The 22,378-nt window shown below is 62.5% G+C and carries 19 protein-coding genes; 1 reads left to right on the top strand and 18 read right to left on the bottom strand.

Features of this window, described 5'->3' with window-relative positions; genetic code table 11:
* Positions 1-19: 19 nt before the first annotated feature.
* Together topA and dprA are read right to left on the bottom strand one after the other, a co-directional pair.
* Positions 20-2,338 carry a type I DNA topoisomerase gene (gene topA / locus BUB04_RS10480; RefSeq protein WP_073039098.1) on the bottom strand — a complete coding sequence of 773 codons (2,319 nt, stop codon included), beginning with the start codon at positions 2,336-2,338 and terminating at the stop codon, positions 20-22.
* A 65-nt stretch (positions 2,339-2,403) separates the two neighbouring features.
* A complete protein-coding gene (dprA, locus tag BUB04_RS10475) occupies positions 2,404-3,543 on the bottom strand; it encodes a DNA-processing protein DprA (RefSeq protein ID WP_218588427.1) in 1,140 nt (379 codons plus the stop codon).
* A 102-nt stretch (positions 3,544-3,645) separates the two neighbouring features.
* On the opposite strand from dprA, the gene BUB04_RS10470 reads away from it, so the two are divergent.
* Positions 3,646-4,908, top strand: a complete 1,263-nt coding sequence (locus tag BUB04_RS10470; protein ID WP_073039096.1) for a U32 family peptidase — start codon at positions 3,646-3,648, stop codon at positions 4,906-4,908.
* A gap of 609 nt (positions 4,909-5,517) precedes the next feature.
* Here the strand turns inward: BUB04_RS10470 and BUB04_RS10465 are convergent.
* The 16 genes from BUB04_RS10465 to BUB04_RS10390 form a co-directional block, all read right to left on the bottom strand.
* Positions 5,518-7,827: a molybdopterin-dependent oxidoreductase gene (locus BUB04_RS10465; protein WP_073039094.1), complete on the bottom strand. Its 2,310-nt coding sequence runs from the start codon at positions 7,825-7,827 to the stop codon at positions 5,518-5,520.
* 125 nt (positions 7,828-7,952) lie between these two features.
* A complete protein-coding gene (locus tag BUB04_RS10460) occupies positions 7,953-8,828 on the bottom strand; it encodes a (2Fe-2S) ferredoxin domain-containing protein (protein WP_073039092.1) in 876 nt (291 codons plus the stop codon).
* A gap of 62 nt (positions 8,829-8,890) precedes the next feature.
* A complete protein-coding gene (locus tag BUB04_RS10455; RefSeq protein ID WP_084076395.1) occupies positions 8,891-10,312 on the bottom strand; it encodes an NADH-quinone oxidoreductase subunit N in 1,422 nt (473 codons plus the stop codon).
* 22 nt (positions 10,313-10,334) lie between these two features.
* A complete protein-coding gene (locus BUB04_RS10450; RefSeq protein ID WP_073039180.1) occupies positions 10,335-11,801 on the bottom strand; it encodes a complex I subunit 4 family protein in 1,467 nt (488 codons plus the stop codon).
* Positions 11,802-11,868: 67 nt separating this feature from the next.
* On the bottom strand, positions 11,869-13,809 hold the full coding sequence (locus tag BUB04_RS10445; protein ID WP_073039089.1) for an NADH-quinone oxidoreductase subunit 5 family protein: 1,941 nt from the start codon (positions 13,807-13,809) through the stop codon (positions 11,869-11,871).
* A 73-nt stretch (positions 13,810-13,882) separates the two neighbouring features.
* The gene (gene nuoK / locus BUB04_RS10440; RefSeq protein WP_073039087.1) at positions 13,883-14,191 is read right to left on the bottom strand and encodes an NADH-quinone oxidoreductase subunit NuoK; all 309 of its coding nucleotides are present in this window, start codon (positions 14,189-14,191) and stop codon (positions 13,883-13,885) included.
* Positions 14,188-14,712, bottom strand: a complete 525-nt coding sequence (locus BUB04_RS10435; RefSeq protein ID WP_073039085.1) for an NADH-quinone oxidoreductase subunit J family protein — start codon at positions 14,710-14,712, stop codon at positions 14,188-14,190. The genes nuoK and BUB04_RS10435 overlap by 4 nt, the downstream gene beginning before the upstream one ends.
* Complete coding sequence (locus BUB04_RS10430) at positions 14,709-15,149, bottom strand: NuoI/complex I 23 kDa subunit family protein (RefSeq protein WP_073039083.1); 441 nt, start codon at positions 15,147-15,149, stop codon at positions 14,709-14,711. Before BUB04_RS10430 ends, BUB04_RS10435 begins: the two co-directional genes overlap by 4 nt.
* Positions 15,150-15,201: 52 nt before the next feature.
* Positions 15,202-16,191 carry an NADH-quinone oxidoreductase subunit NuoH gene (gene nuoH / locus BUB04_RS10425; protein WP_073039081.1) on the bottom strand — a complete coding sequence of 330 codons (990 nt, stop codon included), beginning with the start codon at positions 16,189-16,191 and terminating at the stop codon, positions 15,202-15,204.
* 18 nt (positions 16,192-16,209) lie between these two features.
* On the bottom strand, positions 16,210-17,331 hold the full coding sequence (locus BUB04_RS10420) for an NADH-quinone oxidoreductase subunit D (protein WP_073039078.1): 1,122 nt from the start codon (positions 17,329-17,331) through the stop codon (positions 16,210-16,212).
* Entirely contained in the window at positions 17,324-17,797 is a 474-nt protein-coding gene (locus tag BUB04_RS10415) for an NADH-quinone oxidoreductase subunit C (protein WP_073039076.1), read from the bottom strand. Before BUB04_RS10415 ends, BUB04_RS10420 begins: the two co-directional genes overlap by 8 nt.
* Positions 17,798-17,799: 2 nt before the next feature.
* Positions 17,800-18,315 (bottom strand): NADH-quinone oxidoreductase subunit B, encoded by a 516-nt coding sequence (locus tag BUB04_RS10410; RefSeq protein ID WP_084076394.1) that lies wholly within the window; start codon positions 18,313-18,315, stop codon positions 17,800-17,802.
* Complete coding sequence (locus BUB04_RS10405; protein WP_073039072.1) at positions 18,297-18,671, bottom strand: NADH-quinone oxidoreductase subunit A; 375 nt, start codon at positions 18,669-18,671, stop codon at positions 18,297-18,299. The genes BUB04_RS10410 and BUB04_RS10405 overlap by 19 nt, the downstream gene beginning before the upstream one ends.
* Positions 18,672-18,683: 12 nt before the next feature.
* Positions 18,684-20,552 (bottom strand): NADH-quinone oxidoreductase subunit NuoF, encoded by a 1,869-nt coding sequence (locus BUB04_RS10400; protein WP_073039070.1) that lies wholly within the window; start codon positions 20,550-20,552, stop codon positions 18,684-18,686.
* Complete coding sequence (locus tag BUB04_RS10395) at positions 20,549-21,019, bottom strand: NADH-quinone oxidoreductase subunit NuoE family protein (protein ID WP_073039068.1); 471 nt, start codon at positions 21,017-21,019, stop codon at positions 20,549-20,551. The genes BUB04_RS10400 and BUB04_RS10395 overlap by 4 nt, the downstream gene beginning before the upstream one ends.
* 162 nt (positions 21,020-21,181) lie before the next feature.
* The gene (locus BUB04_RS10390; protein ID WP_178371965.1) at positions 21,182-22,303 is read right to left on the bottom strand and encodes an ATP-binding response regulator; all 1,122 of its coding nucleotides are present in this window, start codon (positions 22,301-22,303) and stop codon (positions 21,182-21,184) included.
* Positions 22,304-22,378 lie beyond the last annotated feature (75 nt).

Below are 22,378 nucleotides of genomic sequence, written 5' to 3'. Positions count from 1 at the left end.
GTTCCCGCAACGCCCCGTCTCAGGTGTCGCTGAACTTGTAACCACACCCCGGCCGGGCGCAGGTGTAGGTCCGGTCGCCTTTCTTGCTCACCCTTTCCACCATGGCCGGGGATCCGCATTGAGCGCAGGTGATGGCAACCGGCCGGCTCCACAAAACCAGATCGCAGTCCGGATAGCGGTTGCACCCGTAGAACTTCCGGCCTCGCTTGCTGAATCGCTCCACCAGCTCCCCGTCGCATCCTTCCCGGGGGCAGGCAATGCCCATGCCGATGGCCTTGGTGTTCTTACACTTGGGATAGCCGCTGCACGCCAGAAATTCACCGAACCGTCCCTGCTTGACCACCATGGGACGGCCGCACTTCTCGCAGAGTTCCGTGGTGGTTTCCTGCTCCACCAGCCGGATGGCCCCTTTCTCATCCCTTTCGTAGTTGGAAGAGAAAGTGCAGTTCGGATAGCCCGTGCAGGCCAAAAACGGTCCGTTTCGGCTGAAGCGGATATGGAGCGGCTTTCCGCACTTGGGGCACGACAGCCCCGTGGGGAGTCCCGCCACTCGCAGGTTGAGCATATCCCTTTGCGCTTCCGTGAGCGTCTTCTGAAAGCGGCTGTAGAACTCCTCCAACACCCGGATGTAGGGAGAGGCGCCCTGCTCCACCTCGTCCAGGCTCTTTTCCATCTTGGCCGTGAATTCCACGTCCACGATATCCGGAAAGTGCTGGACCAGCAGGTCGTTGATGATGAATCCCAGTTCCGTGGGCGTCAGTTGCCGGCGGTTCTGCTTCACGTACTCCCGATCCACGATGGTGGACAGAATACTGGCGTAGGTGCTGGGCCTGCCGATCCCCTTCTCCTCCAGTTCGCGTATCAGGCTGGCTTCCGTGTAGCGGGGAGGAGGCTGGGTGAAGTGCTGCTTGGGGATGAGCTTCTTGAGATCCACCACTTCCCCTTCTTTCAGATCAGGCAGACGACTTTGAGCTTCCTCGTCCTCCTTGTCCCCCTCGTCCGTGCCTTCGGTATAGAGCACCATGAAGCCCGGGAATTCGATGACGGACCCTGTCGCCCGAAAGACATAGCTCATGCCGGACGCTGCCGTAGCCCCTTTCTTCGCGTCCTGGTCCTGAGCTGCGGCCTCGATATCCACCGCCGTCTGGAAGATGCGGGCCGGCGCCATCTGGCAGGCCACGAATCGCTTCCAGATCAAGGTGTAGAGGGCCAACTCGTCGCGACCCAGGTAGTCTTTGACCGATTCCGGAGTCCGAAAAACGTCCGTGGGTCGTATGGCCTCGTGGGCGTCCTGGGCCGCCGACTTGGTCTTGTAGACCACAGGGCGTCCCGGCAGATACTCCTTGCCGTAGGTCTCCTGGATGTGCCGGCGGACCGCCTGGACCGCTTCATCGGCCAGGCGGGTGGAGTCCGTGCGCATGTAGGTGATGAGGCCCACCGCCCCTTCGTCTCCAAGTTCCACACCTTCGTAGAGCCTTTGGGCCACCCGCATGGTCTTCTTGGCGGGAAAGCGGAGCTTGCGGGCCGCCTCCTGCTGCAGGGTGCTGGTGATGAAGGGAGGCGGCGCCTTGCGTTGCCGGCGTTTCTTTTCGACCTTCTGAACGCGGAAGATCCGGCCCTGCACCGCCTGGACGATGGCCGAGGCCTCTTCCTCGTTGGGAATTTCCGCCTTTTTCTTCCCGCACCGCCACAGCTTGGCCAGAAAATCCTGAGGGCCCCCGCGGGCCTCCTCGGCAGACCGCTTGGCCAGACGGGCCGTAATGGACCAGTACTCCTGGGGCTCGAACCGCTGGATCTCCCGCTCCCGTTCACACACCAGCCTCAGGGCCACCGACTGAACCCGGCCGGCGCTCAGCCCCCGTCGCACCTTCTCCCACAGAATCGGCGAAATGAGGTACCCCACCAGGCGATCCAGGATCCGGCGGGCCTGCTGGGCATCGTAGAGGTACCGATTCAGTTGCCCCGGGCGCTGCAGGGCTTCCTTGATGGCCTTGTGGGTCAGTTCATAGAACAGAACGCGGTGAACCGGCTTGCCGTTGGCCTTCAGTTCTTCCGCAATGTGCCACGCGATGGCCTCTCCCTCCCGGTCCGGGTCGGGCCCCAGGTAGATGGCGTCCGCTTTGGCGGCGGCCTCGCTCAACTCCTTCAGGACCTTTTTCTTGCCCCGGATCACCTGATATTCGGGCTTGAACTGGTTTTCCACGTCGATGCCGAGCTTGGTCTTCGGCAGATCCTTCACATGCCCTACGGACGCCTTGACGATGAAATCCTTGCCCAGGTACCGGTTGAGTGTTCTCGCCTTGGTCGGACTCTCTACGATCAGCAGTGACTTGGCCATTCATCCCTCGATAAGTTTTCTCTCAGTACTCTTTTCGGCACGGTCGGCCGTTTTCTTGAAACCAATTAAAGGCGCACAAAATACTTGCCGGGCAGTTGGCGCACAAGGCCTTTCATCTCCAGGTCCAAAAGAAGTGCCATGGTTTGGGCCGCACCAAGAGAGCACTCCCGGCAGATCCGGTCCACATGGCACGGCTCCTCCGAAAGAACGGCAAGGATCCGTTGGTGTTCCTCGGACAGATTCGGCTCGCCGTCGTCCCGGCCTCCTTCCCCCGCCGCCCCTGCCGCCACGTCCGACATGGACCAGCTGGGCCGAACCATGGGCGCGATCTCTTCCAGGATGTCTTCGGCCGATTCCACCAGCTTGGCCCCCTGGCGCAAAAGCCGGTGCGGTCCGGAACTCCTGAAATGCCGCGCGAGCCCAGGCACGGCGAACACCTCCCGCCCCTGCTCCAGGGCGAGCCGGGCCGTGATGAGCGACCCGCTGCGGTCGGCCGCCTCCACCACCACCACGCCCAGCGAAAGGCCGCTGATGATGCGATTTCGCATGGGGAAATGGCCGGCCAGCGGCGGCGTGCCCAGCGGAAACTCGCTGACCAGGAGACCCTTTTCGACAATCCTCCGGCGAAGATCCCGGTTCGGCTTGGGATAAACCACATCCAGCCCGCAGCCCAGAACGGCGATGGTGCGTCCCCCCGCCTTGAGGGCCCCACGGTGGGCCGCGCTGTCGATTCCCATGGCGAAACCGCTCACCACGGTCACGCCCCGTCGTCCCAGGTCCGCGCAGAGCTTTTCCGTGAAGAGGAGACCCATGGGCGAGGCGAACCGGGACCCCACCACCGCCACCGCCACCAGGTCCTTGGGCTCCGGCAGGCCGGTCACGTAAAGCACGGGTGGGGGGTCGGGGATTGCCTTGAGATTCTCCGGGTAATCCTCATCGCCCAGACAGACGATCCCCCAGCCCCGGCGCCGCAGCGCCTCCCATTCCTCCTCCACGGGCCGCAGGGTGCGCTTTCGGCTCAACGCCTCTTTCGCCTCGCGCCGAAGCCCCGGAACCGTTTCCAGATCCCGGCCTCCGGCACGCACCACCGCCTCCGGGGATCCGAAACGCTCCAAAAGGCGGAGCATGGAACGAGCCCCCAGTCCGGGCGTAAGCCTCAAGGTGAGCCAGGCTCTTGTCGTTTCGTCCAGTTCGGTTCTCGTCACGAAGGCTTCCTTGATCCGTTCCCGATGGCAGTGTTAGTTATAGCCCCCTTGAGCATTTGTCAAATCCGGACACCGGAGGCCGACGCCCCGCATGGAGGACCGATGAACGCACCGGCGAAAAAACCCGAACTCCTGGCCCCGGGAGGCACCCTGGAAAAGGTGCGCGTCGCCTTGCGCTACGGCGCCGACGCGGTCTATGTGGGAGGCACCCGGTTCAGTCTCCGGGCCCAGGCGGGAAACCTGGATGACGAGGAGCTGGCCCAGGCCGTGCACCTGGCCCGCCGCCGGGGAAAGAAGCTCTATTGGGCACTCAACGTCTTTCCCCATCCGCCGGAACTTCCGGATCTGGAAAGGGCCGTTGCCTACGCGGCCGAAATCGGAGTGGACGGACTCATCGTGAGCGATCCCGGGGTGATTGAGCTGGCCCGGCGGATAGCTCCCCATGTACCCCTGCATCTGAGCACCCAGGCCAACACCACCAACGCGGCCGGCGCCCGGTTCTGGGCCCGGAACGGCATCCGTCGCATCAACCTGGCCCGTGAGCTCAACTGGGAAGAGATTCTCGCCGTGCGGCAAACGGTGGGCGTGGAATTGGAGCTCTTCGTTCACGGCGCCCTGTGCGTGTCCTATTCGGGAAGGTGCCTTTTGAGCGCCTTTCTCAACCGGCGCGGAGCCAACCGGGGTTTTTGCACACAACCGTGTCGATGGCGCTACCATTTGATGGAGGAAAAGAGGCCGGGCGAATTCTTCGCCGTGGAAGAGGACGGGCGGGGGACCTACATCTTCAATTCCCGCGACCTGTGTCTGCTCCCCAAGCTGCAGGAAGTGTTGCGCCTGGGGGCGGACGCCTTGAAGATCGAAGGGCGCATGAAGGGCGCCCACTACGTGGCCACGGTGGTTCGTGCCTATCGGCTGGCCATCGACCGGTATTTTGAAGATCCGGAAGGTTTCGTGGCGGACCCCGCCTGGATGGAGGAGCTTCGGAAAGTGAGCCACCGGCCTTACACCTACGGGCTCATGTTTCCGGACGACGCCTTCCAGGAGGCCCACGTGGCCCATGAAACCGACTACTGCCGCACCCACACCCTGGCCGGCATCGTCCGGCGCCATCCGGCATCCCACCGGGAACATCCCCAACACGGCGTCCGGGACCGGCTGCCCGTTCTGCTGGAAGCCCGAAGCCCCCTGGTTCGGGGCGTCCGACTGGAATTCTTGTTCCCCGACGGATCTAACAGATTCTTTGAGATAAGGGAGATGCACGATCCCGCAGGTCGGCCCGTGGAAAAGGTCCATCCCAACCAGCGGGTCCAGTTTTTCGTTCCTTTCGACACCTTCCCCGACCAGGTGGTGCGGACAGCGCGCTGAGTCCTCCCGCAGCTCTGAACATCCGTTGAAGGCAAGATCAACACAAGCGTCTGCGCCTGTCCGCCACAGCGCATCCCCATGGAAGGCGGCATGGTCTGCATAACAGGACCGTCCGTTCCGCAACCTCCGAAAAGCCGCAGCCGCCGGGCTCAAGCCCCGCGGCTGCAAACAGGACGGAAAATTCCGGGCACCATCAACGGGAAAGGCTTTCTCCGAGCAGCTCCTGGGAGCGTGTCCTAGAATGGCAAATCCGCCTTGTTCAACGCCGATTCGTCATCCCCGCGAAGCTTGTCCCCGGCTTGAACGGGGAGCGGGGATCCAGGATTCCCGGCAAGTTATGGACTCCCGCTTGCGCGGGAGTGACGGTTTGCGGAGTTGTCGGACAGCTTCCTTGGAGCCTGTCCGACAATGGCTCTCCGAGGCAAGAGCCCGGGCTATGGCCCCTCTTTTCGTAGCCGCGGGGCTTCAGCCCCGCGGAAAGGGCCATCGCAACTTCATGAAGTGATAGGAAATACGCGATGGTCCATCCAACGTTCGGGGGTTCTTCCGCAGCCCTAAAGGGCTGCGCTACGAAAAAAGAGGTCACCCCTGGCGTCTTCAGGCAGGGTCCTAAAGGCGCGCGGCGTAGAACTTGATCGGCTTGTCCGACCCTTGGAGCAGGAGTCGCTCGGTTCCCGTGCCGCTCTCTCCGATGGGCCAGCACAGGCCGTCCACGGTTTCGTAAGAGGCGGGTCCCAGTTCCTTCACGAGCTGGGCGGCTTCCGCAAAGGCGGCGGCCGGTCCCGCGGGAGCCAGATTCTCATGGAGGCGTCTCAGCAGCCCGTTGATGAGGTCGAAGTCCGCCCGGGCCTGCCCCGGAGGCGCCATGACGGGGGAGAGCCTCTGGAACCGGCGCTCGCAGTTGACGGCCGTTCCCTCCTTCTCCATGTAGGCCGCTCCCGGAAGGACCACGTGGGCGAAATCGGCCGCCCGGGTCTTGGCCGTATCCTGGACGATCAGAAGCTGCAGCTTGGCGAGAGCCGATTCCACCTTTCTTTCCGGAAGCCCCAAGCCGAAGGGGTCCAGCCCCACCAGGTAGAGGGCCTTGATCTGTCCCTTGTCGATGGCCTCGAACATGTCGGGCCACGAAAGCCCCGGCTCGCCGGGCACTTCCACGCCCCACAGATTGGAAGCGACCTTCCTGGACGCCGCCTGAGTGGCCGGCCGGAAGCCGGGCAGGTACTTGGGACAGGCGCCGAACTGGACGGCTCCCTGGCCGTTACCCGCCACGCCCATGGCCATCACGCCGCCCCCCGGAACTCCCACGGATCCCAGCAGGGCCTGCAGGGCCACGCACATGCGATAGAAGGTCTCGTCGGCGGGGTCTCCGGCCCGGTCCGCCCCGTAGATGAGGCAGGCGGGTTTCCTGGAGGCGTAGAGCCGGACGGCGTCCCGAAGGGCGTCCTCCGAAAGGCCCGTCTTTTCCGCCACACCAGCCAGGGAGATCTTTTCCAGGCTCCTTTGAAGCTTGTCAAAGTCCTGAGTGTTGGCTTCCACGAAGCCTTCGTCGTAAAGCTTTTCTTCCAGAACCACCTTGAGGAAACCACACACCAGGGCGCTTTCGGATCCCGGCTGGATGGCCAGGTGCCGCTCCGCGTTCTTGGTGAGCGCCACCTGGTCGGGATGGGCCACGATCATCACCGCCCCCTCCCGCACCGCCTTCCGGGCGCGGATGGCCGCGATGGCATGTTTTTCCAGGGTGTTGGACCCCAGCACCAGAAGGCTCTTGGCCCGGGCGATATCCGAAAGCGGATTGGTCATGGCTCCCAGCCCCAGGCTGGTGGCAAGCCCTTCGTAGAGGGGGAGCTGCCACGGACCGGCCACGCTGTCCACGTTGTGGGTCTGAAGGGCGCCGCGGGCCAGCTTCTGCAGGAGGTAGTATTCCTCGTTGGTCAGCATATCGCCGGCAAGAACGGCCACGGACGGCCCGCCGTTCTGGTCCGCCAGGTCCCGCAGTCGGGCGGCGGCCGTATCCAGGGCCTGATCCACGGGGACGGACTCCAGTTCCCCGGCGTCGTTTTGGACCATGGCCCCCTGGAGTCTTTCCGGCGTGTTCACGAAGTTGTAGTTGAAGCGGCCCCGCTTGCAAAGGGCGCCGCCGTTGGCGGGAGATGCAAAGTGGCCGTGGGCCGTCACCACCTTGCCGTTGTGGACCTCGTAGGTCACGCCGCAGCCCATGGGACACTGCAGGCAGACGGTGGTTCCTTTTCGCGTTTCCCACGAACGCACCTCGTAGCGTCCGGAACGAAATCCGATGGCGTCCACCGGGCAGAAGTCGGCACAATGGCCGCAGAATTCGCACCCGGCATCTTCCAGGGGCAATTCGAAGGCGGTGGAGATGCGCTGTTCAAAGCCGCGCCCCACCTTGGTCCAGATGTCCGCCCCCTGGATCTCGTGGCAGGCCCGGATGCAGCGCCGACACAGGACGCACTTGTTCATGTCGATGTGCAGAAACGGGTTGGGATCCGAATCCACCGGCAGCCTGTGACGTTCCCCCGTGTACACGTCCGGCTGCACCCGGTAGCGGTAGGCCAGGTCCTGGAGCTCGCACTGGCCCGTGGCCTGGCAGGTCATGCATTCGTTGGGATGATCGGAGAGAAGGAGTTCCAGGATGGTCTTTCGGGATTCCTGCACCTTTTCCGAATCGGTCTCGATCACCATGCCCTGCCGGGCGGGGAAAACGCAGGCCGCCACCAGCGTGGACCAACCCCGTCGCACGTCCTCCACAACGCAGATCCGGCATGCCTCCTCCAGCGGCAGATAGGGATGGTAGCACAAGGTGGGGATGTACACCCCCGCCTGATTCGCAGCCTCCAGAATCGTGGCACCCTCTTCCACCTGGACTTCCTGGCCGTTGATCTTTAACGTGATCTTCGCCATACGCCTCATCCCTCTTTCCATGCTAGGATCCGTGGGCTCATTCGACTGGGTGATCCTCAGGGCCCTTCCGCACGCTGTGCCCTTGGGCGGGCCGGCCCGCCCGCCGCCGCCCTGGAGCCGGTTCCTTACTTGTTTTTCTTCTTTTTCTTGGGCGCCGCCATGCGCTCCCGGAACGCCTTCTTTCTCTGTATCTCCACCAGGGTCCGGCACACCCCCGCCGGACACTCCTGCCTTTCGATGTGAGCCAGAAACTCATCCTCAAAAAAGCTCACGGCGCTCAGCACCGGGCGGGTGCTGGCCATGGCGAATTGGCAGTGGGCGGCGTAGATCATGGTATGGCCCAGCACCTTCAGTTGCTCCAGATCCTCCATGGTCCCGGCGCCTTCCACGATGCGCCCCAGTGATTCGTGCATGCGTTTGATGCCCAACCGGCAGGGAACGCACTTGCCGCAGGACAGGTCTTCCTCGAAATCCAGGAAATACTTGGCCACCTCCACCATGCACACCTGTTCGTCGATGGCGGCCAGCATGCCCGTGGTGCGGTCGTAAAGGATGTCCTGTCGGTAGGATCGGTCGGGACTCACGGATAGATACGGGAAAAGCAGCTTCCCCCGAACCAGGGTCTCCTCCACGATCAGTCCGGCATCCTTGGGATCCACCTTCACGTAAAAGAACCCCTTTTGCGGAAATCCCACGAAAGGCCCCAAGGCGCACGAACCCGGACAGCCCGTCTTGGCCTTCTCCACCCGGATGTTCAAACCGGATCGGTCCAGGGCCTCCTCCAGGGCCTGGCGAAGCTCCTCACAGGCGCAGCCGCACTTTTCCCGAGGCGCGCATACCGTGATGCACGGGCGCTTGCCTTCGGGATCGCAGAAGGGCCGCTCCGGAGCCTTCCGCCTCAGAAGCACCACCTTGGACGACGGCTCCGCCTTCGCCCTCCGGATCGACCCCTTCGCCTTGTCCTGAATGTCCCGAGCCAATTCCCTGAATCGTGAAAGCATATTCCATTCCTTGCGAAAGAGACCATGAGATGGATCCCGTAAGATCGTTTCCGCTCACCCCGTCACGGAAGCACGGCCACCGCGGCTTCCGACAAGGCCACGAACCGGTCGGGGAAGATGCCCACATAGATCATGGCGATCACCAGGACGATGCTGAGGATCCGAGTCCACGTGTCCACCCGAACCGGCGGGTATTCGCGCACGGGCTCCAGCAAGTAGGCGGCCTTGATGACGATGAGGTAGTAGTAGAGCGAGATGGTGGCGTTGATCATGCCGATGATCACCAGGAGCAGGTACCCCTTTTCCAGGGCGGCCGCAAAGACCAGGAACTTGCCCGTAAAGCCCAGCGTGGGGGGAATGCCCGCCAGGCCGAAGAGGGCCAGCATGAGCGTCATGGCCAGGAGCGGCGAGCGCTTATGAAGGCCCGCCAGTTCCTTGATCTGCAGATTGTGACCGTCGTCGGCCACCTTGATGACCACCATGAAGCAGGCGAAGTTCATGATGAGATAGGCCATGGCGTAGTAGACGGCGCTGGCATACCCCCTCTGGGTCATGCACAGGATCCCGATGAGCATGTAGCCGGCGTGAGCGATACTGGAATAGGCCAGGAGCCGCTTGATGTCTTTCTGGATGATGGCCACCAGGTTGCCGAAGGTCATGGACAGGACGGAAAGCACCACCAGCAGCTGGATGAGCGCCTCGGACTGGCCGGTGGTGAGGCCCACGAAACGGATGACCATGGCGGCGGCTGCCATCTTGGACGCCGTGGCGATGTAGGTGGTCACCTGGTTGGCGGCTCCCTGGTACACGTCGGGCGCCCAGATGTGGAAGGGAAAGAGGGCCTGCTTGAAGAAAAAGCCGGCCAGGGTGAGCACCAGGCCCACCACCGCCGCCGGCTGATGGAGCAGACCCGGCAGCACCCGGACCATCTCGGCCACGTAGGTGGTGTGCGTCATGCCGAACAGATAGCTCAACCCGAAGATCATCATGGCCGAGGCCGTGGCGCCCACCATGAAGTACTTGATTCCCGATTCCACGTAGCGGTCCGCCCGGTGGCGCATGGGCACCATGAGATAAAGCGAGTAGGACGAGAGCTCCAAGGCGATGTAGATGGTCAGGAGCTCCACGGCGCTCACCAGCATCATCATGGCCAACGTGCAGACGGCCAGCAGAAAGTAGAATTCCGCATGCTTGCGGGGATCGATCCCGTGAAGCTCACTGCAGACCAGAATGACGAAAAAGGTTCCCAAGGCGATGAGCACCTTGAAGAACTGACTGAAGAGATCCACCTTGTAGGAATCGAAGAAGAGAAAACCCTCCAGGCGCGTGCAGGCCACGCTCACCACCAGCCCGACCCCCGCCAGGGCGACCGCCCACCGATAAAGCCGCCTGGAATCCACCCGCCTCTGCAAGGAGCCCACGAAGAAGACGGCCGCCATGGCCACATAGAACAACTCGGGGGTAAACAGGGTCCATTTCATCATGACCAAATCATCCCTCGCATCGCTACAGGCTGTTCACAAAAGGAATCACGGCACTTTGGATCACGTCCAGGATGAGCCTCGGGAACAGACCGAAAAAGACCAGGATGCCCACCAGGATGATCCTGGGAGACGCCAGGAAAAGGGGCACATCCGGAATGTGTTCCCACTTGGGGTTCTTCTCCCCGTAAAAGGTCTTCTGCACCACCCGGAGCATGAAAAGGGCGCTCACCACCAGGCCGGAAACGGCCAGGATGCCCCGGATCGGATAGGTCTTCACCGCCGAGATGAAGACCAGCAGCTCCGCCCAGAAGCTGCTCATGCACGGCACGCCGATGCCGCAAAAGGCCGCGATGATGAAGAAGGCCGACGCCTTGGGCATGGTTTTGGACAGACCGCCCAAGTCGGGGATCATCTTGGTATGGGTCTTGTCGTAGATGTAGCCCACGGCCGAGAAGAAGAGGGCCGTCATGACGCCGTGGGAAAACATCTGGAAGACCGCCCCGTTGATGCCGTCCACGGTCATGGTGGCCAGGCCCAGCCCCACGATGCCCATGTGGGAGACGCTGGAATAGCCGATCACGTATTTGAGGTCCGTCTGAGCCAGGCCCACGAAGGCGCCGTAGACGATCCCCACGGTGGCCAGGAGCGCCATGAGATCCGCCCAGTAAACCAGGCCGTCGGGGCAAAGCGTCATGCCCACCCGCAGAATGCCGTAGGCCCCAAGCTTCATGAGCACCCCGGCGTGGATCATGCTCACGGCCGTGGGCGCCGCCACGTGGCCCACCGGAGACCAGGTGTGGAACGGCCACACGCCCGCCAGGATCCCGAAGCCCAGATAGAGCATGAGGAAGGCGATGCGCTGCACGTGCACGTCGAAGCCGATTCGCTGGAGTTCGAAAAGATCGAAGGTGTTTCCGCCCGCCACGGCCCACAGATAGAGGATGCCGGGAAGGATCAGGGCGCTTCCCGCCAGAAGATAGAGCGTGAGCTTCATGGCTCCGTATTCCTTGCGGGTGCTGCCCCAGATGGCGATCAGCGGATACATGGGAAAGAGCGACACGTCGTACCAGACGAAGATGAAGAAAAGATCCATGCTCATGAAGACGCCGTAGACACCGGCCACCAGAAGGTAGGTGAGCGCGAAGTACTCCTTCACCCGCTTTTCCAGCTCCCACATGGTGAGCACGCCCGTAAAGAGCACCACGGCCGTGAGAAACAGCATGGGCACGTTGATGCCGTCCACCGCCAGAAAGTGGTAGATGCCCAGGCTCTTCACCCACAGAAAGCGCTCCACGAACTGGAGCCCTCCCTTCTGGGTGTCGTAGGCGAAGTAGACGTAGAGGCAGAGGACCAGGCCCACCGCTGCGAAACCCAGGCTCACCTGCTTGATCAGCTTGGGCCGGTCGTCCGGGATGAACAGAATCACCAGGAGCGCCAGGATGGTTGAAAAGAGGATCGCCGAAAGAACCGGAAACTGTGCAAATTCCATGGCCGTCATAAGCATGCCCACTCGCTCTTAGTCGTTCCTTTCACTGGCAAAACGCCGCCTTTCGGCACTAGAGCACAAAGAAGAGGACCAGGGCGCCCGCGCCCGCCACCATGAGCACCAGGTTGTACTGAAGCATTCCCGACTGGAGGAAGCTGGCCACACGACCGCTGCCCACCGTGAACCGGCAGATGCCGTCGATGCCGCCGTCGATCACGCGCCGGTCGTTGCGGGTGAACAGATTGGTGAAGCCGCAGTAGACCACGTAATCCACCAGCCAACGATAGAAGTGGTCCATGTACCATCGGTTGGCGAAAAGCGCCTCCACCTTGGGATAACGACGCAGGAACCCTTCCTGGGTCGCCTTCTTCCGGCCGAACTCGAACCAGGCCCACACGATGCCGCCCAGAGCCAGAGAGACCGCCGAAAAGAGCAGCACATAGTGGCCCAGCCCATGTCCGGCGCCTTCTCCATGGGCCTCCGCCCCGTGCAGGGCGGGCCCGGCCCCCAGCAGGTAGTGCTCCAGCTCCTTTTGGAAAAATCCCAGCACCAGGGTGATACCGGCCAGGATCATCACCGGCCAGGCCATGGCCCAGAAGGTGGCCCCGTGATGGCCCTCCTCGTGGCCGTGGTCGTCATGGCCGTGGCTTCCGTGGGCTTCGGCTCCATGCGTCTGCTCCCGGGGAAAGAGGATCATGAAGATGAGCCGGAAGCTGTAGTAGGCGGTCATGAGGGCGCCCAGGAGGCCGGCCAAGAGCCAGATCTTGTTGGGATTTCCCGCCAGAACCCCCATGATGGCTTCCTTGCTGAAAAAGCCCGAAAGGGGAAAGATCCCCGCCAGGGCCAGGGCGCCCACGGTCATGCACACCATGGGGATGGTGAGTTTTCGGCCGCCGCCGCGCCCGATCTCGCGCATGTCGTTGGTGTGGAATTCGTGGATGAAGATGCCCGAACAGAGAAAGAGCAGCGCCTTGAACCCGGCGTGGGTCGTCAGATGGAAGACCCCGGCGAAGTAGCCGCCCGAGGCCAGGGCCATGACCATGAACCCCAGCTGACTCACCGTGGAATAGGCCCAGACCTGCTTGATGTCATGGGTCACCATGGCCATGGTGGACGCCAGCAGCATGGTGATGGTGCCGATGGCCAGCGCCACCGCCATGGCGTCCGGCGACGCGGCGAAGAAGGGAAAGATGCGGCTCATCATGTAGACGCCCGCGGCCACCATGGTGGCGGAGTGAAGCAGCGCGCTCACCGGCGTGGGGCCTTCCATGGCGTCGGGCAACCAGGTGAGCAGCGGGAACTGGGCGCTCTTTCCCACCACGCCGCAGAAGATGAGAAGCGAAGAGAGGGTCACCACAAAGGGGGCGATCTTGTGGGCCTGGGCCGCCTCGTTCATGCTGAGAATCCCCAGATCCCCGAAGCCCAGAAGCACCGCGATGATCCCCAGGAAGAAGCCGATGTCCCCCAAGCGCGTCATGACGAAGGCCTTCTTGCCCGCCTGGGAGGCGCTCCACTTTTCATAGTAGAAGCCGATGAGCAGATAGGACGCGAGCCCCACCAGCTCCCAGAAGATGTAGAGCTGCAGCATGCCCGGAGCGATCACCATGGTCATCATGGCCCAGGCGAACAGGGACTGAAAGGCGTAGTAGCGGCTGAAGCCGGGATCCCCCGCCATGTAGCCCAGGGAATAGACCTGCACCAGGAAGGCGATCACCGCCACGATGGTGAGCATGAGCAGGCTCAGCCGGTCCAACAGAAAGCCGAAGGGGATGATCATGTCGCTGGAGATGATCCACGCCCACTGGTACTGCACGGGGCCGGGAGCATGGCGAAGCGTCATCAGCAGGTAGACGGCCGACAGGAGACACATGGTGATGGCGGAAAGGGAGATGGCCGCCGACACCCGTCTGTGCTGCCGGGTGAAGATGAGGATCACCGCCATGGCCAGAAACGGGAGGGTGGCACAAGCGGAAGCCGCCATCAGTACGGGATCTTTGGCAAACCACATCATGGACATCGTCCCTCAATGCATGCAGATAGGGTTCAACGCAACCAACGCCGCCGCTCCATCCAGACGCCCGCGGTCAGCCCTCCAGCCTTCGGGCCCGCTCCACGTTGATGGAATGCAGATACCGAAAGAGGGCCAGGATGATGCTCAACCCGATGGCCGCCTCCGCCGCCGCGATTCCCATGACGAACAGGGTCACGATCTGCCCCACGGCCGGCTCGGGGGCCAGGAACCGGTTGAAGGCCATGAAGTTCAGGTTGGCGCCGTTCAGCATGAGTTCGATGGAGATGAGCATGCCGATGAGATTCCGGCGCATGAGCACTCCGAAGAGCCCCAAACTGAAGAGCACCGCCCCCACCACCAGATAGACGGTTAGTGAATTCACGAGGACAACCTCCGGCTGAATCCTGTGGTCAGTATGGCGCCGATGATGGCCACCAGGAGCACCAGCGAGATCACTTCGAAAACCAGGCTGTATTTCGTGAGCAGAAAATGGCCGATAGTGGTGATGGACCAGTCCGTTCCCCGCTGGGCCGCCGGCTTCCAGGCCGTCTTCCAACTCACGGCGGCGATGGCCGCGAAAAAGAGGCCCGCCGCCCCCGCGCTCAAAACCAGCTTGGGAATCCGGCGCTTAGGGGCCTCCAGATGCAGGGGAGGAGACAGCATGATGGCGAAGACGATGGCCACGCAGATGGCTCCCACGTAGATGAGCAGCTGCATGAGCGCCAGGAAGAAGCTTCCCAGATACAGGAAGAGGCCGGCCACGCCCGACAGGCATACGATGAGGCCCAAGACGTTGTAGACGATGTTTCGCGGAAAGACCGCCAGGACCGCACCGCCGAAGGTGAGGCCCACCACGACCCAAAACGCCGCGTGGATCAATCCGTCCGTGAGAAAGGAAGTCATGACCGGGATTCCTCCATCCTCTGCACCAGGTCCACCACCCCGTCCCAGCGCGACGGACCGGCCAGTTCGTATTCCGTGGAAAACTGAAGGGTCTGGGTGGGACAACTCTCCACGCACAACCCGCACAGGCTGCACCGGGTGAAATCAATGACGTAATGGGTGGCCACCTTACCGCTGCGGGCGTGCTCCTTGACCCCCTGCACCTTGATCACCCCCGACGGGCAGACCCGCTGGCACGTACCGCAGGCGATGCACCCGTGGGTTCCCGTCTCCGGGAAGACCTTCAGTTCGATGTGTCCCCGATAGGCCGGAGACATCTCCAGGCGCCGGCGGGGGTACGGCACCGTCACCACCGGCTTGAAAAGCGCCCGGCCGGTGACCCTCATGCCCTCCACCAGGCTCCTACCGCCCACCACAATGTCTTTCCAGTATCCCATCGCGTCCCTTTACCCGTGTGTCCGAAGATCTACACAGACCGGCTTACAAGCCCTAGACGAACTTCAATACCAGAGCCGTGACCAGCAGGTTCAGCATGCTCAGCGGGATCAGCACCTTCCAGGAAAAATTCATGAGCTGATCGAAGCGGACCCGCGGAAAGGTCCAGCGAAACCACATGAGCACGAAAAGAAGGAAGTAGGTCTTGGCCAGGAACCAGACCACCCCGGGAATGCCCAGGCTGAATCCGAACGGCCCGTGCCAGCCGCCCAGAAAGAGGCTGGTGGCCACGGCGCAGACGATGAACATGTTGGTGTATTCGGCCAGGAAGAAGAGGCCGAAGCGCATGCCGCTGTATTCCGTATGGAAACCCGCCACCAGCTCCGATTCGGCTTCGGGGATGTCGAAGGGAGCCCGGTTGGTCTCCGCCGTGGCGCAAATGAAATAGATAATGGCCGCCACCGGCTGCAGGAAAATGAACCAGATTCGTTGCTGGGCCATCACCAGTTCGCTGAACTTGAAGGAATGCACCATGAGCACCACGCTCATGACCGACAAAAGCAGAGGGATTTCGTAGGCCACGTTCTGGGCCACGGACCGGATGGCTCCCAGGAGTGCGTATTTGTTGTTGGACGCCCAGCCGCCCACCAGGATGGCCAGCACACTGAAGGTGGAGAAGGCGAAGATGAGAAGCAGGCCCACGTTCATGTCCCGGATGATGAGCTCGGGCCCGAAGGGCAACACCAGGAAGGGGACGAGCACCGGCATGAAGACCAGAACCGGCGCGATCACGAAGAGCTTCTTGTCCGCCTTGAACGGCGTGATCAGCTCCTTTCCCACCAGCTTGATGCCGTCCACGATGGTCTGGAGCAATCCGTGGGGGCCCACCTCCATGGGTCCGTAACGCAATTGGATGTGCCCGGCCACCTTCCGTTCCAGCCACACCAGAAAAAGCGCGTTGAGCTGACTGAAGATCAGGACCAGGATCAGGCCCACGATGAGCCGCAGCCAGTCTCCGCCCGTGTTCGTCACTGCTTCCGTCATGTCGGGGTTCTCCCTCGGCTATCGGTCAATCTCCGGCACCACGATGTCGATGCTACCCAGGATCGAAATGGCGTCCGCCACCAGCGTCTCCCGGAGCACTTCCGTGAGGCAGTGCAGGTTCCCGAAGCTGGGCACCCGCACGTGGCAACGGTAGGGGTAGGGACTTCCGTCGCTCACCAGGTAGTAGGCGGTCTGGCCCCGGGCGCTTTCGAAGGCGAAATAGACCTCCCCGCGGGGCGGCTTCACCTTGAGACGCACCCGCTCCTGCCGGTAGGGCCCGTCCGGGAGCTGATCCAGGGCCTGTTCGATGATCCTGCAGCTCTGCTCCATCTCCTCCAGGCGCACCCGGTAGCGATCCAGGGCGTCGCCCTTCTCGCCCACGGGAATCTCAAAATCGAACCGGTCGTACACCTCGTAGGGCTCCACCTTGCGCATGTCGAAGGGCACGCCCGCCGCCCGCAGGTTGGGGCCCGTGACACCGAAGCGCAGGGCCAGATCCTTGTCGATCACGCCCACGTCCCGGGTGCGGTGGATGAAGATGACGTTCTTGGTCACCAGGTTGTGGTAGTCCTTCCAGCGGCTTCGCAGGCGTTTCACAAAGGCCCGGGTCTGTTCGATGAAGACGTCGTCGATGTCCCGGGTGACACCGCCGAACCGGCAGTAGCTGTAGGTGAGCCGCGATCCGCTCACCCGGTCCAGGATGTCCAGGATGTTTTCGCGGTCGTCGAAACAGTAGAGAAACGGCGTGAAGGCCCCCAGGTCCATGAGGTAGGTGCCGAACCACAGCAGATGGCTGGAAATGCGGTTGAGCTCCGCGCAGATGACGCGGATGTAGCGGGCCCGTTCCGGAGGTTCGATGCCGGTGAGCTTTTCCACCGCCAGGCAGAATCCGTGGTTGTAGAGAAGCCCGGACAAGTAGTCGATGCGGCTCGTGTTGGGCATGAACTGAAGGTAGGTGCGGTTTTCGCCCATCTTTTCGTGGCCGCGGTGGCCGTAGCCGATCACGGGATCCGCTTCCACGATGTATTCGCCGTCCAGGGTCAGAAGCACCCGTAGGACGCCGTGGGTGCTGGGGTGCTGGGGACCCAGGTTCAGACTGTAAAGGTGCTGCCGTACGGGTTCCGCAAATTGTTCAGCCATAGATCTCTTCCCGCTTTCGATAGGCATGAACCGTGCCGAAAGTCTTTCGCAAGGGCCGCTCGGTGCTGTCCTCCGGCAACAGGAGGGGCCTCAGATCCGGGTGCCCAGCAAAACGCACCCCGAAGAACTCCCAGACCTCCCGTTCCTGCCACAGGGCCGAATCGTAAAGGCCCGTGGCGGAAGGCACCTCCCCGTCGTGGGGACACAACACCCGCACCGCCATCCGGGACCGGGGCTCGTAGGTGTTCATGTGGTAGACGATCTCCAGGGTGTCCTGAAAATCGAGCCCCGTCATGGATTCCAGGTAGAAGCCGGCTTCCTTGAAGACCCCCAGGACCTCGGGAAGGGATGCGGCCGGCACCTGCACCGTCCAGCTCACGCCCTTGGCATAATCCTCGTCCGGCGCCAGCGCCGCCTCGCCCAGCATCTCCCGAAGCCGGCGAACCACCTCGTCTCGTGCCGCCATGATCAGCTCGCACCTCCCATCCGCTGAAAACGTCGAAGCAGGTTCCGATCCTCGCCCTTGGTGATCTTGTCCTCCAGGGCCAGGATGCCCTGAATGAGCCCCTCCGGCCGCGGCGGACATCCGGGCACATAGACGTCCACCGGGACGATCAAATCGGCCCCCGGGACGATGGCGTACTGACCGTCGTATTCGAAAGGCCCGCCGGAGATGGCGCAGTTCCCCATGGCGATGCACCACTTGGGGTTGGGCATCTGGTCCCAGAGCATCTGGATGGCCGGAGCCATCTTTTTGGCGATGGTTCCCGCCACGATCATCACGTCCGACTGGCGGGGAGACGGCCGGAAGACCCCGGCGCCGAACCGGTCCAGGTCGAATCGGGCCGCCCCGGCGGCCATCATCTCAATGGCGCAGCAGGCCAAGCCGAAGGTCATGGGCCAGAGAGAATTGGCCCGGGCCAGGTTCAGCAGATCGTCCAGAAGGGCGAATTGGATGACGGGCTCTACTCTTTGGTTTTCCACTCGAAGACTCCTTTTCGCCACGCATAAACGATGGCCAGGGACAGGATTCCCACGAAGATGACCACCTCCACGAAATCCCGCACGGCATACTGCCCGTAGGCCAGGGTCACCGGAAAGAGGTAAAGGACGTCCACGTCGAAGGCGAGAAAGATGAGCGCGTATATGTAGTAGGCGGCGGTGAACTGGATCCAGGCGCTTCCGATGGTCTCCATGCCGCTCTCGTAGGTCTGGTCCCGGAGCCGCCCCGTGCTTCTAGGCACGATGAGATGGGACAGAATGATGGGAATGACGGCAAAGACGACCCCCACCACCAGGTAGAAGGCAATGGCCAGAAAATCTCCCAAATGGGCTTGCATAGATCGTCCCTCTCACTCGATGTAGATGGCCTTGAACTTACAACTCTCGATGCAGATGCCGCACCGCACGCACAGCTCCTCGTCGATGCAGTGGCATTCCTTCTTGGCTCCGATGATGGCGTTTTCCGGGCAGCGACGCCGGCACAGGCCGCACCCCGTGCACTTGTCGGTGTCGATCACGTACTGGATCAAAGGCTTGCAGATCTTGGCGGGACACTTCTTTTCGTGGACGTGGGCGTCGTATTCGTCCCGAAAGTACTGGAGGGTGCTGAGCACCGGGTTGGGAGCGCTCTTTCCCAGCCCGCACAAGGCCGTTTCCTGGATGGCGTAGCAGAGCTCTTCCAGCTTTTCGATATCCCCCGGCCGGGCCCGCCCTTCGCACATGCCCACCACCAGCTCATGCATGCGCTTGACCCCCACCCGGCAGGGAATGCACTTGCCGCACGATTCCTCCACCAGGAAGTTCAAAAAGTAGCGGGCCACGTCCACCATGCACGTCTCTTCGTCCATGACGATCATGCCGCCCGAGCCCATCATGGATCCCGCTTCCTTGAGCTTTTCGAAGTCCACGGGAAGATCGATGAGGCGCTCCGGCACGCAACCGCCGGACGGACCGCCGGTCTGAACGGCCTTGAAGCGGCGCCCTGCCGGGATGCCGCCCCCGATGTCGTAGATGATCGTCCTGAGCGGCGTTCCCATGGCCACTTCCACCAGACCCGTGTTGTTGATCTTGCCCACCAGGGAGAAGATCTTGGTGCCCTTGGACCGTTCGGTCCCGATGGAGGCGTACCAGGCCCCGCCGTTGTTGATGATGAGCGGCACGTTGGCCCAGGTCTCCACGTTGTTCAGGTTGCTGGGCCGGTTCCACAGGCCCTTTTCCACCGTGTGGATGTGCTTCCCCCGAGGCTCGCCCACCTTGCCTTCCAGGGACGCCATGAGAGCCGTGGATTCGCCGCAGATGAAGGCGCCGGCGCCGCGGTTTACATGGATGTCCAGGCTGAAGGACGTCCCCAGGATGTTGTCTCCCAAAAGGCCGTACTGTTTGGCCTGCTCGATGGCCCACAGAGCGTTTTTCACCGCCATGGGGTATTCGAAGCGCACGTAGATGTAGCCTTCCCGGGCCCCGATGGCATACGCCCCGATGATCATCCCCTCCAACACCTGGTGGGGGTTCCCTTCCAAGAGCGACCGGTCCATGTAGGCGCCGGGATCGCCCTCGTCGGCGTTGCACATCACGTACTTGATGTCCCCGTGGGCCCGCCGGCACGACTCCCACTTGACGCCTGCGGGAAAGCCGCCGCCGCCCCGGCCGCGAAGCCCTGAAAGCTTCACCTCCTCGATCACCTCTTCGGGGCTCATGCCGGAAAGCACCTTGGCCAGCGCCGAATATCCCCCCCGGGAGATGTAGTCGTCGATGTCCGTGACGAAGTTCGTCCCCGTATCCTTGAAGACCAGGCGCTCCTGCTTGGCGAAAAACGGGATCTCGTACTCGTGGACGATCCTTTCGCCCGTGGTGGGATCCACGTACAGGAGCTCTTCGATCACCTCGTCGGCCAGGACGCTCCGCTCGATGATCGCCTCCACCTGATCGGGCTTCACCCGCTGGTAGAAAACCTCCTGGGGCTCGATCACCACGATGGGACCCGCCGCGCAGAACCCGTTGCAGCCCGTGGGCACCACCAGGTAATCGCGCGCCACCCCCCGCTCTTCCAAAGCCCGGTTGAACGCGTCCACCAGCCGTTCGGCACCCTGAGAATGGCAGCCCGTCCCGTTGCACACCCGGATGCGCTTTCGGATGTGCTTGCGCCTTTCGATGATCTGCTGTCGCAGGGCGTCCAGATCCTGAATGCTCTTGAGCCGCTCCATGGTTCTCCCGCTCACGCGCTCTGTTCCTTGATCTCTTTGACGAGCGCCGCCATCTTGTTGGGGGTCACTTCACTGTAGGTCTCCCCGTTCACCACCACCACGGGCGCCGATGCACAGGCCCCCACGCAGTTGACCGTCTCCAGGGTGAGGGCCAGATCCTCCGTGGTCTCCCCGGGATCCAGTCCCAGATCCTGCTTCATGCGGTCCAGCAGCTTCGGCGCGCCCTTCACGTGGCAGGCCGTACCCGTGCATACGTGCACGATGGTGCGGCCGCGCGGCGTGAGGCTGAACACCTTGAAGAAGGTGGCCACGCTGTAGACCTGGCTGACGGGCATGCGCAGGCGCTCGGCAATCCGGACGATGCTCTCGCGGGGCAGGTAATTGAAGTGATGGTTCACATCCAGCATGATCTGCAGGAGCGATTCCGGTTTGGCGCCCCACTGATCGATGACTGCGTCCACATCCTGAAGAATGTTTTCCATCTGATGGAGCCTCCGCACTGTTCGCTGGGGGCTAGGGATTGGACCGGGCTAGGCGGGACGGATGGATCACGTGATTTTTTGCACAACGTCGTCTCGCCGTCAAGGGGAAAATTGTGCATTCATCCCCCGTCGAGCCCCCATACCGCCTCATCTCTTCTGCATCTATCGGCGTTCCTTCCCGGCCCCTTCGGCCGGCGCCGCATGGACGATCACCGCGAAAGTGGATCCTTCCCCCTTTCGGCTTTTCACCTCCATGGTGCCGCCGTGGGCCCGGACGATCTTCCGGGCGATGGCCAGTCCCAGACCCGTGCCCTCCTGTGCCCTCACTTCCCGGTCCCTGGCCCTGTAGAACTGCTCGAAGATGAAAGGAATTTCCTTTTCGTCGATACCCACGCCCGTGTCTTCCACCTCCACACGGACCGACCCGTTTTGAGCGCGGGCCCGGATCGTCACCCGCCCGCCGGCCCGGTTGTACTTGACGGCGTTGGAGACCAGATTGCTCAGCACCTCGCGGAAAGTGTCCGGATCCGCCTGGATCCTGGGCAGATCCTGCGGAATGTCCACAAGAAGGGAAACGTTCTTTTGTCTTGCAGACCATTCCAGACCTTTGAGAGCCTCATCCAGGCATTGTCTCAGGTCCACCGGGCGCAGCCGGTTCACAATCTCGCCCTCGTTCAGGCGGCTCATGTCCAGCCAGTCGTTGATGAGGGCCATGAGCGACTCCAGCCGGTCCTTGGCCCGTTGGAGCATCTCGCGCTGGCTGTCGGTCAGTTCCCCGCCGATGCCCGCCAGCAGCACCTCGAAGTATTGCAGAATGGCCGCCAGGGGCGAGCGGAGCTGGTGGGTGACCATGGTCACGAAATTTCGCTCCATGGCCTCCTTCTCTTCCCGAAGCGCCCGGGATTCCAGATCCAGTCGGCGCTTTTCCAACCCGCGCCGCACCACGATGAGCAGTTCGTCCGGCGTGAAGGGCTTGGGCAGGTAGTCGTAGGCCCCTTCCTTCATCACCGCCACGGCGCTTTCGATGGTGGCGTAGCCCGTGATGATGACCGTAACGATACCGGGATCGAAGGCGTGGATGCGCCGGACCACTTCCACCCCGTCCATCTCGGCCATCTTGAGATCCACCAGCACCAGGTCGTGGGGCTCTTGCAGGAGGATCTCCAGCCCCTCGCGGCCGCTGGACGCAAGGCTGACGGCGATGCCCTCCCGGGCCAAGACCCTTCGGCATGAAACCCGGGCGATTTCTTCATCGTCGATGACCAGAACCTTGGGTGGATCCACCGTGGGCACTCTCGTTCGGTCGAAGCCTCCGCGCCGGGCATCGGACCTTACTGTGCTGCAATCCATCCCCTGGAC

The organism is Desulfacinum infernum DSM 9756, from assembly GCF_900129305.1.
In the GTDB taxonomy this organism is placed as follows: Bacteria; Desulfobacterota; Syntrophobacteria; order Syntrophobacterales; family DSM-9756; genus Desulfacinum; species Desulfacinum infernum.
Note: the sequence above shows the minus strand (reverse complement) of the source record. Positions and strands in the feature narration are given on the sequence as shown.